The organism is Microbulbifer agarilyticus (assembly GCF_001999945.1).
Classification (GTDB): domain Bacteria; phylum Pseudomonadota; class Gammaproteobacteria; order Pseudomonadales; family Cellvibrionaceae; genus Microbulbifer; species Microbulbifer agarilyticus_A.
Genome location: NZ_CP019650.1, coordinates 1832098 through 1847879, shown reverse-complemented (window position 1 = coordinate 1847879; position 15782 = coordinate 1832098). Strand labels below are relative to the sequence as shown.

The window sequence follows — 15782 nt, the reverse complement described above, 5'->3', positions numbered from 1 at the left end:
CTAAAAGCCTTCCAGCATCATTTGGGAAACCCTTTCGGCTCCACGCCCGTCAACAATTCCCGCAGCCGATCGAGACATATCAGCCAAGACGCCATGATTAGAAATTTCATCTAGCAACACAGGTAGAGCAGATTGAATATCTTTTATTGAACCTACAACTCTTGAAGCACCATATTCTTGCAGCGCTCGCGCACTAGATTGCTGATTTTCTGCAAGAATAACCACCAATGAGGGAACCCCAAGGCAGGCCCGCTCCCATGAGGTGCCTCCAGCGGCACCAATAACCAAGTCGCAATCGGTCATTTTCCTTGCCATATCGCCAACATCAACAAGAACTTGCACATCAAAACTTGATTTTTTTGCAAACTTCCGAACCTTCGCCAAGCACGGCGCTTGAGAGCCCAAAATTACGGTAACTGCACACTTATGAGGAAATTCGTACCGCTGTAAAACCCTCAAGACTTCTCCACTAGCATTCGCGTGATCAACACCACCCATTGTGATGAGAATTTTATTCACACTTGCATTCGAACGAAGCAAGAGGCTTTTCTCTCTCAGAGCAGAAAATTCAGGGCGCAACAAAGCAAATTTTGGACCAATCATCATGGTACAGCAGGATGGGACCATGTTCGCATAATCAATTGGCCTCCGGCCTAAATTCTGATCCAGGAGCAAATCGCAGATATGATGACGATCTGCAAGATCATCAATCACCATCAAAAATTTAACAAAGCGCTTGACCAACGCCTCCCATTCAACATCAAGAGCATAGTGGTCCACTACTAGCCAATCGGGCTGAAGCGTTTCTAGTACATCAAGTGTTTGCTCTGCATCAGTCTTCCAGTCACACCCCAACCAAGATTGATGTAAAGACATGGATTCGACAGGGTTCTCATTCGTGCCGTCTACATCGCGAGAGAGTATTGTCAGCTCGAAGCCGCTAGAAAGAATGAGATCGCACAAATTTCCTGGGCTATCACGACAAATAAAATGGCAAACGGCCCCTTTTTCACGAAGACTGCTGGCTAATGTCAAGCACCTCATCACATGCCCCGCTCCCATTTCAAGAGAAGCGTCAACCCGGAAAGAAACCTTCACTATCTATTTCCTCCATTGCCAAGCCCGCCGTAAACATCCTCTCGGCTCTCTCCCAATCTTCATTTGTGTCAATATCTTGCACTCTATGCCGAGGAAGAATTACTGGAACAGATGCTGGAGAGAAAACTGTGCGTTCCTGTAACCACGCCCCTGCATTACCCCAGTAAAACTGACCAGCATCATGATACATTTCCTCTAAATCTTGAGAGCGAACATTAAAATTTTCGGGATACGCCATTTCGACACGCCCCGAATCAGTCAAACGGATAGCTCGCTGGATAGGAAATCCATAGCTGGTCGCAGAGAATGCGTAATCTGCACCGGAGTCAGTCAATAAAGACAAGCCGATTTTAATATCTGCACTTTTTACGAATGGCGCCGTCGCATACAAACAACACACATATTCTGCAACCTCACCACGCTCCCTAAACCAATCAATTGCATGCTTTATCACCGGGATTGTTCCAACGTAATCACCGGACAATTCAGCAGGGCGTAGAAATGGCACCGACGCTCCAAGCTCCTGAGAAATATCCGCGATCTCCTGATCATCAGTCGAAACAATGACCCGATCAAAACAACCACTCTGTAGGGCAGCTTCAATCGACCAGGCAATCATCGGCTTCCCACAAAAGTTTTTTATGTTTTTTCTTGGGATGCGCTTGCTACCACCTCTCGCCGGAATAACTGCTAGTTTCATGCATTAACCGTCTCTCGAATAGCAGACACAACTTTGTCCTGCTGAGAGTCAGTCATAGTTTGGAACAACGGCAAACTAATTGCCTCACTATAGTATCGCTCCGCCTCAGGATAATCCCCAAGTCGAAACCCCATGCGCTGGTAGTAAGGTTGTGTGTGTACCGGTATATAATGCAAATTCACACCCACTCCTTGCTTACGCAACGAGTCAAAAACTTGGCTGTGGGTTGCCGTTAACTCGTCGAGCTTTAGACGAACTACGTATAGGTGGAAGCCGGAATAGCTATCTGCGCGCTGCCATGGTGTCACTAAAGGCAAATCAGCCAATAATTCATTGTAGCGACTCGCCAACTCGTGACGACGACGTACAAATTTATCTAACCTGTCAAGCTGGGAGAGCCCTAACGCCGCCTGCAGCTCGGTCATTCGGTAATTGAAACCCAGGTCGATTTGTTGGTAGTACCATGATCCATCGGGTTCTTGTGTCATTAACTCGGGGTCACGGGTGACACCATGACTTCTTAAAAGCGATAGCTTCTGCGCAAGTTGGGCGTCATTAGTAAGCGCCATCCCACCTTCAGCTGTAGTAATTATCTTGACAGGGTGGAAGCTAAATACCGTAATATCACTAAATTTACCACAGCCGATAAATTCATCTTGATATTTACCACCTATTGCATGAGAAGCATCTTCGATTATCTTGAAGCCGAAGCGCTGCCCCAACTTCCAGATAGCCTGCATATCACAAGGCTGCCCGCACAGATGAACAACGACAACAACTTTTGGCAGGACGTCAAGCTTTTCGGCCTCAATCAACTTACTCTCTAGCGCACGAGGACAAAGATTATATGTTCTCGGATCGATATCCACGAAATCAACACTTGCACCGCAATACAACCCACAGTTTGCAGAAGCAACAAACGTAATTGGACTTGTCCAGAGGCGGTCACCCTCTTTAAGCCCAAGTGCTAGACATGCGACATGCAATCCCGATGTGGCGCTATTAACAGCAAACGCATATTTTGCACCAACTTTGTCCGCAACAGCTTTTTCAAACCGGGGCACCATTGGGCCCTGAGTAAGAAAATCAGATTTGAGCACATCAACAACTGCATCTATATCAGCGCTAGAAATATCCTGACGACCGTAGGGAATCATGAACTAAATGCTCCCAATTTTATCGTAATTACGATCAATCCAAGCAAGCAAATCCTCCTCTGACATCCACTCGCCATTGTTATCACTCGAATAGACAAAACCCTCTGGAACTTTAGTTCCTTCTTTAATTCGCTTCTCGCAATTCGACCAATCATTAATTACCGGTAGGATTTTGTAATGTTCCGGATACTCATAGGTATAGTAAGAATCTTCCGCACTAATCATTTGCTCATGCAGCTTTTCTCCGGGCCGGATCCCGATGACCTCTTGCTTTGCTTGTGGTGCAAGTACGCTAGCCAGATCCGTCACTTTCATAGAGGGAATTTTTTTAACATATATTTCACCGCCCTCCATGTCTTCAAAAGCATGCCAAACCAACTCAACACCTTCTTCCAGTGAAATCATAAAGCGAGTCATGCGCTCATCAGTAATAGGAAGTACGCCTTTATCTTTTATCGACATAAAGAAAGGAATAACTGATCCACGAGACCCCATAACGTTACCGTAGCGCACCACAGCAAAGCGAGTATCATGACCACCCGCATAAGAATTTCCCGCCACAAACAATTTGTCAGAGGCCAACTTAGTAGCCCCATACAAGTTTACCGGACTGCTCGCTTTATCAGTTGAAAGCGCGACTACACGCTTTACACCTTTATCGATACAAGCATCAATCAGGTTCATCGCGCCATCAATATTAGTTTTTACGCACTCAAACGGATTGTACTCTGCTGTCGGAACAATTTTGGTAGCAGCTGCATGAACTACATAGTCAACACCATCAAGTGCGCGATAAAGGCGATCTTTGTCGCGTACATCACCAATGAAAAAACGTACACGACTGTCCCCTTGGAATTTCTTCGCCATTTCCCACTGTTTCATTTCATCTCTAGAATAGATGATGACCTTTTTAGGGTTATACTTGGCGAGTATCATTGGTACAAAGGTATTCCCGAAAGATCCCGTACCTCCGGTGATTAAAATCGACGCATTATCAAACATACAACTATTCCTACCATCAATATAAATTTGCACTTAAGACAAAGAGTGCTGCTTCGGTTACTCTCCCCTCGCCAAACGGCTCTATTTAAAAAGCTCCATTTCACGAACAGCACTCATTTAATCCTGCGATTCAACTTCCAAAATAAAAAAGTCGCGAATTTATAAGCAACCCCTACACTTTGTCTTCCGAATGATTCTTGATACCCAACCTCACAAGCGCCACAATCACTCCTAGAAAGACACCTAATACTCCACCAAGCAGCAAAATCAGAACTTTCTTGGGCTTAACTGGCGCATCAGGCACAACAATAGCGCCGTCTTGCTGAAAAACAGCCACACTCTCGGGGCTCACTTGAAATGAAGTTAACAGGAGATATTGCTCTTGCAGATTTCTCAAAGACACGATAAACGGCTCATCGGAAGCTCGATTCTCCAAAGTTTCAATCTCTGCCTTAAGAGCTTGTGTTCCACGCATATACATTAAGTCGCCGTTCATGAAAGCGTTCAACTGTTGAGTAATCTGACTACTGATAACTGGTGGGTTCTCAAGACCCACCACGTCAGCCACCAAAAGCGCCTCCTTTAGCCTGACAAGACGATCTTCTCTACGTGTTTTCGCAAAAATCCGCAGTGTTTTAATTTGCTCCTGAATTTGACTACCTCTCATTTCCACTTCACTACGCGTTATCTGCAAAACATCATTAACAGACTTATGAGTAACTTGCTCAAGGTACTGCTTCACCCATCGAGAGGCTTGTACGGGATCACCACCTTGAACAGTGATCAAAATATCATCATCACCACTAATTCGCAGCTCTCGTGAAAACTTCCTGTAGAGATTATCTTTAGACCCCGACAACAAATCTTGACTTAACGACGGAACGTATACTTTTTCAAAAAACTCACGCCTACTTTCCTCCGCTTTAAGGTTCCGGACAAAAAGGCCATATACCTCTCCTACCGTAAATGGTTTAAGTCCACTTTTCCCACCCCGAGCAAGGTTAAACCCAGAAATATCACTAAGTACCGGTGGCAGTACCCCTATCTTTGCTTCGTAGATTGGCTTGCTGAGAAAAGCGTAAGCAGCGGCTAATAGTGTTATCCCTACAGTGATCATAATGATCACCAATTTCTGGGACCACAATCCCTTAATCACAGTTATCAAGTCAACCTCATCCCTTGATGCGGCCTGATCCGAATTAAGATTTTCTACTACCATCGATTTTCCCTTCACACAAAAACTAAAATTAAAAAGCCAAATCGAAAAAAAACCACAACAATCAAATACAGTGAATAAAATTCAAAACTGTAACCTAGTTCACTTGCCAGTTAAGCTTTGATCGACAAGTTTCATAGAAATTATGTTCAAGTGGATGAACCAATGTTAACCGGTGAGGTTTTTTGTGAATACGAATTACGTCACCTGGCTGAGTAATAACTTGATCATGCCCATCACAGGTAACATATGAATGCTCAGTATTGTCTTGACTAACTATAATTTTGAACTCACTGCTGCCTTCTACCACAATTGGCCGACTGCTAAGCGCATGCGGGTTTAGCGGCACTACCACTATTGCGTCGAGCTTGGGGTGCATAATGGGTCCACCACCAGATAGCGCGTATGCGGTTGACCCAGTAGGGGTTGAAACGATCAGCCCATCTGATCGTTGTGTGTAAACAAACTGGCCATCTATATACAGGTCAAACTCAATCATACGGATGTATTCACCCGGATGAATTACAACATCATTTAGCGATGAACCTTTTCCAATTTGTTTGCCGTTGCGGGTTACAGACATGTCGAGCAGGAAGCGGCTTTCAGCCATATATTTGCCAGCAAGCACTTCACTGACTTTCAGCTCAATTTCATCTGGGGTGATATCGGTGAGAAAACCGAGGCGACCTCGATTAATTCCGAGCAAAGGGACGCTAAACTTTGCCATTGCCCGTGCAGCAGCCAATAAGCTGCCGTCACCACCAACCACGATAACGAGGTCGCAAAGCTCACCCAGCCTATCTTTGCTTGAAACGCGAGCGGCATGATTGTCTACATCGTCGGCTGTATTTTTTTCCAGCACGACTGAGTAGCCCTCTTTCTCTAAAAACGCCATCAATCGCTTTAGTGAGAGGACCGCACTATCACTCTTGGTACGGCCGATAAGGCCTATATTCTGAAATTCCGACACCGCGCCCCCAAGGTGCCCCAACTTGGGCTAATGCAGTTGTTTCTATAAAGTCTTAGCAACACCGTGCATACATATTTGGCTGAAAAACATCCGTATCAGCCTAAAAATTAAACACAGCCACATCAACAGACGAGTGATTATGCCTGAGGGAAATAGGTGAGTCGAACCTGAAATTTATAACAAATCTATTGGGTGTATTGCCACCACAACGCCCAAAAAACAACCAAAAAAGGTGGGCGTTTTGTATGTTTTTTATGCAAATCCCCGTCGCCCCTGGAGCCCGCCAGAATGCATTAATAGCACGCGGTTTAGATGAGTCGCCCTACCATTACCCATACGGATACCGAATCGTTTTGCTAAGGAGTACATGACCTTAGCCGTATATACATGATCCAACCCAATGCCTGTCATGCTGTCCATCTGCTTCATGAATGCATCGAGCGACTTAGTATTTTTGGCGTAACCTCCTTGGTGACCATTATCAATCAACTGCCAACTATCATGTGCGACACCGCCTGCTGCGCGCCCCAACTCCTCTACGGCTTTTAAAATACTGCTTTTAGCCCTAAGGACAGCAACCCCGACAGTCTTTGTTTTGGTTGGCAGACTGGTTATTAACCCCCCCAAGGTTACTCCTGTTCCGCAGGCTACCCAACATTCACCAAATGAGACGGGACTTGTCTTTGTAATTATCTTACCAAGCAGTCGAACTCCCATCGCACCTTGATTGTTAGCGCCACCCTCTGGCACAAACCAACTCATTTTTTTACATAGCCCTACACACTCCATAAAATTTGACTCATGCCGATGCCGGTATTGCGACCTAGACACAAACCGCAAGCTCATCCCAAATCGCTCAGCATCCTGAAGCATTGGACTCATTTCTCTTACTCTTTCTCCACGAATGATCCCGATCGTCTTGAACCCAAACCTCAGCCCAGCCGCCGCGGTAGCATGGATATGATTTGACCAAGCGCCGCCACACGTGACGATAGTGTCTTTACCCCGTTTGCGCGCCTCGATCAGATTGTAAATGAGCTTATAGGCTTTGTTACCAGAAATAACAGGATCGATCAGATCGTCCCGACGCACCCAGAGATCGAGATTGGGAAAAAGATCGGAATTGATCTGCTGGTATGGAACGTTTTCTGCTGCATCAACAAAAGCGTTGAGATTTAATTCGGTTAAGTAGCGAACCATCAATGAGAGACCGATTGTTGAACAATTAGAGTCAGGCAGGGAGCGGCAAGGTACCAGAAGCCAGGAAAACAGATTTCTCGAAGGTCGTTGTGCTTACGCTATTTCCTGACTTCACCAGAAATGAAATGCCTTCAATCGTCGTTTCAGCAGTTACTTCTGCTTCAATCGTCGGCGCTCTGGGGAGCAGAGTCGCAGGGTCAAATAGTGCGACATTGATACCCTCACCACCAACGCCCCCTCCACTAGAAGGTAACTCGCAAATACCCGCCATCAACGCGCGAGCAGAGAACGCTTCCACCCCCTGCACATTACTTTCTCGCATCTGTGCACCCAACGTTTGACAGAAACCGTATTGAGAAGGGTGAGTGAGCTGAGGCCAGTGGTGTCGCCACGTTTCGGACTGCAGCCGTACGCCCGGGTCGGCGCAATATTTCGCTGAGAAGATCTGATGAAAGCTTGCGACCGGCGCAGCCGGCGCTTCGTGCATATCGTTGATAAAAAGCAGGCGATAATAGGCTGCCTCTATCAACACGGTATCAATTGTTTTGCTGCCGTAGAAGATGCCACTCTCTGCGGTACCGCCAAATCGTGAACCCCACGGCAGCGGCGGATAGCGGAATGGCGTAGCCAGCAGATAGTGCAGCTGTTCGCTACCCGGCAGTCGAACGAGCTTACTTTGCTCTAGTAAGTTTTCGAGAATCTCTTGCTTTTGCAGGCTGTCGACCAAGCTTCTGGTAGCAACCTCCTCTTGAGACTCGATAATCCGATAGAGTCGTCCAAGTAAGCGCACTGCCGACTCACGAATTTTGCCGCGCAGATCACCCACTTCCTCCTTCACACCTTCCCTCGCATCGCATCGAGATAGGTCACAATTCGCACGAGGCCGTCTATGCGGCGCGCTAGCTCTTTTGGGATTCCGTTAAGGGCTCGATTGGCGGTAGCAAACCAGGTTTTAGCCCCCTCTTCTCCCCCCATCAGAACGAAGGCAGAACGATAGGCCCTGATAAGCAACAGTGCCAGCTGGCCTTCAGCACTTTGAGGCGCAAGACCACTGCGGCGACGCAATGTTCGATCGTCTAGATGAATGATGCCACTTAACTCTGTTTTCTTGAGCCCCAAATGATTGGCAGTACTGAGGGTTGCCTCGAGCAGAACCTGATCTTCAGTGGCTTGTGGGGTATGGACTGGGCTCGCCATATCGCCTCCGGAGTCGATTTTATAGGTCACATGACCAAATATATTCCGATTTTGGACAAATGGCAATTTGGAGGAGGCGGTGGAGGCTGAACCGGGCTTCAGCATCAAGCCAGTAATCTTCCAGATACAAAAAAGGCCCTGTTCTTTCGAACAGGGCCTTTTTTGTATCTGGCGGACCGGACGGGACTCGAACCCGCGACCTCCGGCGTGACAGGCCGGCATTCTAACCAACTGAACTACCGGTCCTCGGTAGTGCACTTCTCCTCGAGAAGTGGTGGGTGGTACAGGGGTCGAACCTGTGACCTACGCCTTGTAAGGGCGCCGCTCTACCAACTGAGCTAACCACCCAATTCGGCAACTTCTTATCGAAGGTTTCCGTTTTGCTCTGGGGTTATCCCCCGAGAGCGAGGCGCATCTTACCGGACTGGAGTTTAGAGTCAACAAAAAAGACGCCAAAAATTTGAAAAAATTTCAGCGTCTATTTATTCACCAGAAACAACGTTAAATCTATTCCTCCGGCACTACTGATTCGACGGAGACTGGTGTCGGGGCAACCTCGTCTTCAGGTTCAGGTTCCTGCGCAATCTGATCGGGAAGCAGGCGATAATCAGACTCAACCGACTGTCCTGCAATCATCACATCACCGTCCTGTGGAAACAGCGGTCCATTTGGGCGAGCAATATCACCAAGATTGTAGTTACAGACACCATCGGGGAAAATTCGTCGCATGTCGTCAATGCGCTCGACGACATCGCTCGTAGCCTGACCGTAGACCTCTTTCGCGATAGCACGCTCTAACGGCTGTAAAGCACACTTGAATACGTCCCCGGTAATCGGCGCACCTGCCATCATCCGTGACGTACTGTAAATCGGGTAGAGCTGCATGCAAGCGCCACTGGCCTTGTAATTCCAGGCACCATCCCAGACATCCGGACCGGCGGCCAAGACATTGCCATTTTTGTCAAAGCAACGGTCAGTAGCTTCCACCGGTTTGTTTCCAGCAACACCGCGCTCAGGGTTTTCAGCAATCTTCTGGATCCAGTGATCGATAATATCCAGAGCTTCATCAACCGGGTCATACTTCTTGTGGCTCATCCAGATCAACTGGTTATCAGCATGCCCCCGCGCCAGTCGAATCCGCTCACGACTGGAAAAGGAAGCCAGGCTATGGTGCATATCCAGCTCACCTTCCAAGTAGTGACGCAGATCAACAATCGGTATTTCGACATCGCCGAGGAATACATGTCCTGAGCGATAAATACCCTCGATGGCATCGATGCTAGCGACATTTCGAGGCGCTGGATTATCCAGCCCCCCCAAATTCATGTTGTGCTCACTCCACACTGAAAGATCCACTGGGAACAGATCACCGTTCATAAACCATAGCTTTTCTCCACCCTGCTCTAGTGGTGCTTTCCAGCCCCCGATCGTAGCGTTAAGGTGGAGAAACTCTTCGATGCTTAGCTTTCCGCGCTTTAGCGCTTCGAGACCATACTGTACCCCTTGATTATCCCAGGCACTGTTAGCGTACCCATCGTTTCCGGCACCATAGAAATCCCGCAAGTCTTCCCAGTGTGTCCAATGGGTTTTATCTGCAACCTCATCGGCATAGCTCGCCTTGAAGTGAATGAAATTCGGGTTGTTAACTAGCGGCACCAGTCCCCGCCAGCCTTGCACGCACTCAGATGTGCCATTAGCCACGCCGCGATAACGGGGGTCAAAAATGGCAACCGTATCTTCCAAGACTTTAAAGCGGTGCTCAAAGTCTGCCTTGGTTGCAAGACCGATAATGGGTTCGCGCTCCGCCACGCTCTTCCAACGCGAATTCGCCGCCGCAATAACATCGAAGTAATACTCTAATGGCTCGCAATCAAACACGTAAATGGTTTGGCTCACCATGTCTGGGTACGAATAGAGAGGTATTGCAGCGTCGAGCACGCCCGGTGCATTCTGGGCAATAAGATACTGCTGAATCGCTCCGCCCGAACCACCGATACCGACGGTATACAGAGGCTCACCGTAGAGCGATATAAACTGCTTTTTCAACCGCCGCGCCGTGTCCTCAGCGAGCCAGATATTGTAGTGATTACTGGTCTGGTTGGCGGTCGAATAAACGATGGCATAACCGCGGGCCAACTGGTCCTCGCGACGTTCAACAATTGCATTCCGCCCCATATTTCCTTGGCGGCGACCAACACCTACACCACCACGAAACTGATAAACCAAGCGTTTATTCCAATTACTACCATTAGGCTTCTCTGCAGTTTCTCCTTCCCCTCGCAAGACAGCGATGGCGTAATGGAAGCGATTAATAGTACCGGTTTCCAAACGCACCACGAAGTCTGTGGTACGTCCGTTCACCGTCAACTTGTCGATATCATTGTTGGCTTTCTCTAACCGATGGAACAAGCCATCCACGGTACTCCGATAAAAATAGGAAACGGAAGTTGCATGACTACAGTCGCGGCTATAGCCAATTACTTCATCCGTTTTTTGCCCTTCTTCATCCAGAGAAAAAATGGGAACACCCTCCCCCGCATGATTGTCTACCAGCGGCTGGAGATGGGTGACTTTATTTTGTCCGCATAAAAATGGGTAAGTCGAGGGGCCAGAAAAAAGTGTTTCTACCGGGCCACTCTCGCCTAACGCAATGGGGAATGGAAAATACTCTGCCGGGCGCCCACTTTTTCGAGGGTGCTCACCGAGATAGGCTGCTTGGGGAAGATGATCGAGCGCCCCTTGAGGCACACCGACCACTGGCGCCTTGGGTACACCAGGAAGCCGAGGTAAGTTTTCGTAGGCAAACCAACCGCCCAATCCGAGCAACAAAAAAAACGCGGCGACAACACTTGTCACAATCCGCCGGACACCAAATCGCGCGAAAAATCTCCTTGCGCTCAAAGCCATATGCGTCTCCCTACGCCATGTATTCCTTGTGCACCGATGGACAGAAGCGACTGTCAGCAAATATTACGGGCACAGCAACAGTATATGTGGCGCAGGGAAAAGCGTTGGCCGGTTGGCGGGCGAGTTAACTTGAAGAAATTTGAAAGAAAACAACCGCTTAAGAATTAAACGGAATGTATAAAAATGCGTAGGGAATAGAAGGTCGTTCACCGAGGTATAGCGAGAACGCTATACCTCGGATAAGAGACATGGCGGTACATTGCACTGGGACTGTATCGTCACAATCACGTGCTCCGCGGGGGGCACGCTAATTAGACGATGATACCGCGCTCTTGCAGCGACTTGATCACGGCCTCGACTTCTTCTTCCAGGTTCATCTGATCAGTACGCAGATGCAACTCAGGACTTTCTGGAGCTTCGTACGGATCGTCAATCCCAGTAAAGCCGCGGATCTCTCCGGCGCGGGCCTTCTTGTACAGACCTTTCGGGTCGCGCTCTTCTGCCGCTTCCAGGGAACAGTCAATAAACACTTCCATGAATGGCAGGTCGGCTTCCTCGTGCACTTTACGCACCATCGCGCGATCTTCCGCGTAGGGGCTAATGAAGCTACTGAGAACCACAACACCAGTATCCGCGAACAACTTGGAAATCTCGCCGACGCGGCGGATGTTTTCCTGGCGGTCTTCCGCAGAGAAACCCAGGTTAGAGTTGATACCTAGGCGAATGTTATCGCCGTCGAGACGGTAGCTTAGTACGCCACGGGCAGTCAGCGCTTTTTCGACGGCAACAGCTACGGTGCTCTTTCCGGAACCAGACAGGCCAGTGAACCACAGAGTCACTCCCTTATGACCCAGCATTGCTGCACGGTCGCCACGGTTTACTTCGCCGTCGTGCCAGTGCACGTTGGTTGCTTTACGCTCGACTACTTCAGTCACTGTATTCCCCTAACTTTCAAAGATTAAATTCGGCGGGTCCTCTGCCGAAACTCAAAACTGGCGCGCATTATCCTAGATCGCCCCGCCTCAGGTAAAGGCGAGCGATAGAACAATCAGATTCCAAAACCAAAAAACCCGGCATAAAGCCGGGTTTCGGGACCTAACGGTCGAAATATGGGGTGGCCGACGGGGATCGAACCCGCGACCTCAGGAGCCACAAGCAGTACGATAAGCCTTTAAAATCAATGACTTATCGGATTTTGTGGGGTAATCCTTCCCGTTACTAGCACCCTTATAACCCGCATGGTGCCTAGAGGGCGCGAATATTACCACACACCCAAACTGCACATACATCCAGTATTGGGAATAGCCTCGCAAGCCTCCATCCGCTCCCCTGGCTATTCGCCAGCCGCTTCCCCACAACGGCGTATCGCGTAGATAGCGCCATCAATCTCACAGTCCATTTCCTCACCCAGCACATTCGTCATGACCTCTTTAACCTCAGGATCCGGACACATAGACGCCCACTCCAATCCATGCCGAAGCTTTTTGATCCGCTCTAACTGCCCCAACTGCGCTGACTTCATCTTGCCCTTCCTTCCGGTCCCCTGTTTCACCATTCCTCAAAGGCGGCCCAATGCCCCACCCACCTGCCTGCTTGGCATAAAAATAGTTCCAGAACCCAGACCGGCTCGCAAACGGGTAACACAGGACATTATTCTGCTTGCTATGCAAAATTTACATATACGCAACTACCAAAAAGACAAAAGGCAGTTATTTAGCAAGTCATTGACTTTAAAGGCAGGATTTAATTTATAGATAAAGAGCTCAATCTAGGCTTACTAGATGCCTAGAACTAATAAAGGACATAACAGTTTATTAAAGAGCCATAACAGCTTATTAATGAGCAGAAACAACACCTTGAAGGCTAGAACATGGCCTACTCGGAGCCATAGACAAGGCTAAGACAAGGTTCTTAATAAGGAAGGATGAAGAACAGACGAAGCCATAGCGAGGCTCTAAACCGGGAGCTTACTGGCCGAGCCGGAACCCAGCGGGGCCGGAACCCCTGAATTTGCAGCACTTTCCCCGCCCGGCTCCGGTGCGAGCTTTGCCCAGAACAGCCAAAAGCTCTAACAAGGCAAAGAAGTGGATTAAATAGAAAGGTCTAATTCATTGACTTGAAGATCTAACAATTTAAAAGATAGGGAAGGAAGCTCCAAGCAGAAAGTAAATGAAGCCAAAGCATCTTCAAAGATGCCAAACACTATCTAACAAGGGGCTACAGCCTTATCTAGGCAAAGGCGATCAACATCAAACAGCGAGCCTCACTTGAGCCTCGCTTTTAATGAAAGAGCGATAGAAGCTGAGCCCAAGGGCTACAAGGCGGGCAAATTCCGCGTAATGAGCGTATAAAAAATGACCACGCGCGGCGGAACAATTTACTAGCCAAAAGCCTGGCAGTGGTACAAACCACCAAAATGATACGATCGATCAACCACCCGAATCAGAGTTGTTCGATACCCGGCTCGCTTCGATCGCGTACACCACGCCATCCAGCGTTGCGGTGATATCTTCCATCACCAGCTCGAGAAGCACTTTCCTCGCATTGAGGTCAGGACACATCAAGATCCAATCAACCCCCGAACTCAAGTTGCGCAGCCTGCGCAATTCACTGACCTGTGCTGACAACATTGCTCTTTCTACCCCCGTACCAATAACTACTCTCGCTGGCGAGCAAAACACCACTGTGCAACCTGCCGGTGCACAACCTTCAAAAGCGTGAACACTTAGTCAAAAACACAAAGTAGAACATTGTTTCCCTGTAAACGTTATAAGGGAGATTATTCTTCTAATGATTTAGGCGCCTCCAAAATAGCACTTCCGGGCTATTTGAAAAGCTGGCAACTGTCCACTTTTCCAAAAAAGAACTACTAATTGCGCTTTACTTTCTATATTCGAAATCATTACAGGCAATGACAGTGCGAAGTGAACACTAAAACGGCGGACATCGGCGCGCGCCTCAGAGCAGCGAGGGACACAGCCGGAATCAGCGGGAAGCAGGTGGGCATGCAGATTGGCATGAGCCCATCACAAATTTCGAAAATGGAAAGCGGCGATCAGAAGATTCCGGCCGACCTATTGCCCGCATGGTGTGAAGCGGTCGGGATCTCTCTTGCCCAGGCATACGGAAAAGGCCAGTCGCATCACTTCGCACAACTGCCCTTCACTCCCCGCATCGCAAAACTCTATGCCGAGCTACCGGAGCAATGGAAATTGCACGCACAACGTATGATCGCGAACCTGCACCAGCTCTACTCACTAGAGAAGAAAAAACCGCACGATCAATAACCCAGCTGTAATCCCGCGTAGTCGACAAACTACCCCCGGCGCCAAATAGCAGCAGCAGTATGGCAAAGCACCAGCCGCGCAGCGCCTCGCCAATTTCCCAGCGCCTGCCATCGGTGAGTGGCAGCGGCGGCCAGCCCGGCCATGGCTCTAGTCTTTTTGCCAGTAGCGGCGCCAGCCAAAACGCCAGCGCCATCGCCAGCGGTACCGGCCACACCTGGGGCGCCCACGGCAACAGCAGCCACACCGGCAAACCCCACAGAAAACCGCGCACCAGGCAACTGAGCCCCGGCCGCGTGGCCAGCGGCCCCAGTTGCCACCACTCCAGCAGCTGCGGCTGCATCGGCTTGGCATACAGCCAGGCCCCCAGCGGCTCACCCCACCCCGGGCGCTCGCCCAGGCTGAACAGCAGCGCAAACCCCAGCAGCGGCCACAAATCGGTAACACCGCACAGCCAGCCCGCCGCCAATCCGTAAAGCGCCATTTCCAGCGCGTTGGTGCCGGGCAGTAACTGGCGGCCACCATCGCCGCGCAGGCGGTCGAGATAACCGCAGGCCAGCACTAGGCCGGCAGATAGTAATAGAGTGCCCATGGTTTACTCCTGCGGCAGCTGCGCCATTGCCAGCGCGGCGATATTGGCCAGGCGGCGGGTGACCGAGTGCACACAGTCCTCAATCAGTTCCGATTGCTCATTCACAATATTGATGTCGCCGGAATCCAGCGCCGCATCGCTCAGAGATTTGGTTTGCACGCCGATATTGTCTAGCACCGTGCCGAATGCACTGGACTGCACCGCGTTGTTTTCGTCAATCACCGCCCCCACCGCTTTTAATACGGTAAAGGTCAGCGGCCCACTGGGTGCCGGCTCGCTCACCGAACTGAGCGACACGCGCACGATCTTGCCGGCGTTGCTACCGCTGTCGATGGTGTACGCGGTCTGCCCCGCGGCAAGCCCCGGAATATCCATGCGGGGTGTGTACTGCAAATTACTCAAGCTCATAGTCTCGCTCGCTTTCCATGAAATAAAAAACACCGCGCCCGACAGCTCCCT

The 15782-nt window shown here is 49.4% G+C and carries 15 protein-coding genes, 2 tRNA genes and 1 pseudogene; 1 reads left to right on the top strand and 17 read right to left on the bottom strand.

What is annotated here, in order from left to right; all coding sequences use genetic code 11:
* The 15 genes from pseG to Mag101_RS07430 form a co-directional block, all read right to left on the bottom strand.
* Complete coding sequence (pseG, locus tag Mag101_RS07500; protein ID WP_077402964.1) at window positions 1-1098, bottom strand: UDP-2,4-diacetamido-2,4,6-trideoxy-beta-L-altropyranose hydrolase; 1098 nt, start codon at window positions 1096-1098, stop codon at window positions 1-3.
* Complete coding sequence (pseF, locus tag Mag101_RS07495) at window positions 1076-1798, bottom strand: pseudaminic acid cytidylyltransferase (RefSeq protein ID WP_077402961.1); 723 nt, start codon at window positions 1796-1798, stop codon at window positions 1076-1078. Before pseF ends, pseG begins: the two co-directional genes overlap by 23 nt.
* Window positions 1795-2955, bottom strand: a complete 1161-nt coding sequence (gene pseC / locus Mag101_RS07490; RefSeq protein WP_077402958.1) for a UDP-4-amino-4,6-dideoxy-N-acetyl-beta-L-altrosamine transaminase — start codon at window positions 2953-2955, stop codon at window positions 1795-1797. The genes pseF and pseC overlap by 4 nt, the downstream gene beginning before the upstream one ends.
* A 3-nt stretch (window positions 2956-2958) precedes the next feature.
* On the bottom strand, window positions 2959-3957 hold the full coding sequence (gene pseB / locus Mag101_RS07485) for a UDP-N-acetylglucosamine 4,6-dehydratase (inverting) (RefSeq protein ID WP_077402955.1): 999 nt from the start codon (window positions 3955-3957) through the stop codon (window positions 2959-2961).
* A gap of 172 nt (window positions 3958-4129) precedes the next feature.
* On the bottom strand, window positions 4130-5176 hold the full coding sequence (locus Mag101_RS07480; protein ID WP_077402951.1) for an LPS O-antigen chain length determinant protein WzzB: 1047 nt from the start codon (window positions 5174-5176) through the stop codon (window positions 4130-4132).
* A 94-nt stretch (window positions 5177-5270) separates the two neighbouring features.
* The gene (locus Mag101_RS07475) at window positions 5271-6143 is read right to left on the bottom strand and encodes an NAD(+) kinase (protein ID WP_077408136.1); all 873 of its coding nucleotides are present in this window, start codon (window positions 6141-6143) and stop codon (window positions 5271-5273) included.
* Between the two features lie 252 nt (window positions 6144-6395).
* Complete coding sequence (locus tag Mag101_RS07470) at window positions 6396-7343, bottom strand: 1-aminocyclopropane-1-carboxylate deaminase/D-cysteine desulfhydrase (protein ID WP_077402948.1); 948 nt, start codon at window positions 7341-7343, stop codon at window positions 6396-6398.
* Window positions 7344-7374: 31 nt separating this feature from the next.
* Window positions 7375-8181 carry an RES family NAD+ phosphorylase gene (locus Mag101_RS07465; protein WP_157520246.1) on the bottom strand — a complete coding sequence of 269 codons (807 nt, stop codon included), beginning with the start codon at window positions 8179-8181 and terminating at the stop codon, window positions 7375-7377.
* On the bottom strand, window positions 8178-8645 hold the full coding sequence (locus Mag101_RS07460; protein WP_077402945.1) for an MbcA/ParS/Xre antitoxin family protein: 468 nt from the start codon (window positions 8643-8645) through the stop codon (window positions 8178-8180). Before Mag101_RS07460 ends, Mag101_RS07465 begins: the two co-directional genes overlap by 4 nt.
* A gap of 64 nt (window positions 8646-8709) precedes the next feature.
* Window positions 8710-8786: transfer RNA gene (locus Mag101_RS07455), tRNA-Asp, on the bottom strand.
* 26 nt (window positions 8787-8812) lie between these two features.
* Window positions 8813-8888, bottom strand: a tRNA-Val gene (locus tag Mag101_RS07450).
* A gap of 159 nt (window positions 8889-9047) precedes the next feature.
* Window positions 9048-11447: a DUF6351 family protein gene (locus tag Mag101_RS07445; protein ID WP_077402942.1), complete on the bottom strand. Its 2400-nt coding sequence runs from the start codon at window positions 11445-11447 to the stop codon at window positions 9048-9050.
* A 311-nt stretch (window positions 11448-11758) separates the two neighbouring features.
* Entirely contained in the window at window positions 11759-12382 is a 624-nt protein-coding gene (gene cysC / locus Mag101_RS07440; RefSeq protein WP_077402939.1) for an adenylyl-sulfate kinase, read from the bottom strand.
* A gap of 398 nt (window positions 12383-12780) precedes the next feature.
* Window positions 12781-12969, bottom strand: coding sequence for a hypothetical protein (locus tag Mag101_RS07435; protein ID WP_157520243.1), 189 nt, complete (start codon window positions 12967-12969; stop codon window positions 12781-12783).
* Between the two features lie 907 nt (window positions 12970-13876).
* Window positions 13877-14077, bottom strand: a complete 201-nt coding sequence (locus tag Mag101_RS07430; RefSeq protein WP_077402934.1) for a hypothetical protein — start codon at window positions 14075-14077, stop codon at window positions 13877-13879.
* A gap of 375 nt (window positions 14078-14452) precedes the next feature.
* Between Mag101_RS07430 and Mag101_RS18125 the strand changes: the two are divergent.
* A pseudogene (locus tag Mag101_RS18125) lies at window positions 14453-14506 on the top strand (hypothetical protein); the annotation flags it as partial.
* A 103-nt stretch (window positions 14507-14609) separates the two neighbouring features.
* Here Mag101_RS18125 and Mag101_RS18120 read toward each other — a convergent pair.
* Together Mag101_RS18120 and Mag101_RS07415 are read right to left on the bottom strand one after the other, a co-directional pair.
* Window positions 14610-15323 carry a hypothetical protein gene (locus tag Mag101_RS18120; protein ID WP_232325175.1) on the bottom strand — a complete coding sequence of 238 codons (714 nt, stop codon included), beginning with the start codon at window positions 15321-15323 and terminating at the stop codon, window positions 14610-14612.
* 3 nt (window positions 15324-15326) lie between these two features.
* Window positions 15327-15731, bottom strand: a complete 405-nt coding sequence (locus Mag101_RS07415; protein WP_077402929.1) for a hypothetical protein — start codon at window positions 15729-15731, stop codon at window positions 15327-15329.
* Window positions 15732-15782 lie beyond the last annotated feature (51 nt).

What these genes read in the sequence shown, in the direction of transcription:
- pseF (WP_077402961.1), bottom strand. Translation starts at nt 1,798, where the DNA reads ATGAAACTAGCAGTTATTCCGGCGAGAGGTGGTAGCAAGCGCATCCCA.
- pseC (WP_077402958.1), bottom strand. Translation starts at nt 2,955, where the DNA reads ATGATTCCCTACGGTCGTCAGGATATTTCTAGCGCTGATATAGATGCA.
- pseB (WP_077402955.1), bottom strand. Translation starts at nt 3,957, where the DNA reads ATGTTTGATAATGCGTCGATTTTAATCACCGGAGGTACGGGATCTTTC.
- Mag101_RS07480 (WP_077402951.1), bottom strand. Translation starts at nt 5,176, where the DNA reads ATGGTAGTAGAAAATCTTAATTCGGATCAGGCCGCATCAAGGGATGAG.
- Mag101_RS07470 (WP_077402948.1), bottom strand. Translation starts at nt 7,343, where the DNA reads ATGGTTCGCTACTTAACCGAATTAAATCTCAACGCTTTTGTTGATGCA.
- Mag101_RS07460 (WP_077402945.1), bottom strand. Translation starts at nt 8,645, where the DNA reads ATGCTGAAGCCCGGTTCAGCCTCCACCGCCTCCTCCAAATTGCCATTT.
- Mag101_RS07445 (WP_077402942.1), bottom strand. Translation starts at nt 11,447, where the DNA reads ATGGCTTTGAGCGCAAGGAGATTTTTCGCGCGATTTGGTGTCCGGCGG.
- Mag101_RS07435 (WP_157520243.1), bottom strand. Translation starts at nt 12,969, where the DNA reads ATGAAGTCAGCGCAGTTGGGGCAGTTAGAGCGGATCAAAAAGCTTCGG.
- Mag101_RS07430 (WP_077402934.1), bottom strand. Translation starts at nt 14,077, where the DNA reads ATGTTGTCAGCACAGGTCAGTGAATTGCGCAGGCTGCGCAACTTGAGT.
- Mag101_RS18120 (WP_232325175.1), bottom strand. Translation starts at nt 15,323, where the DNA reads ATGGGCACTCTATTACTATCTGCCGGCCTAGTGCTGGCCTGCGGTTAT.
- Mag101_RS07415 (WP_077402929.1), bottom strand. Translation starts at nt 15,731, where the DNA reads ATGAGCTTGAGTAATTTGCAGTACACACCCCGCATGGATATTCCGGGG.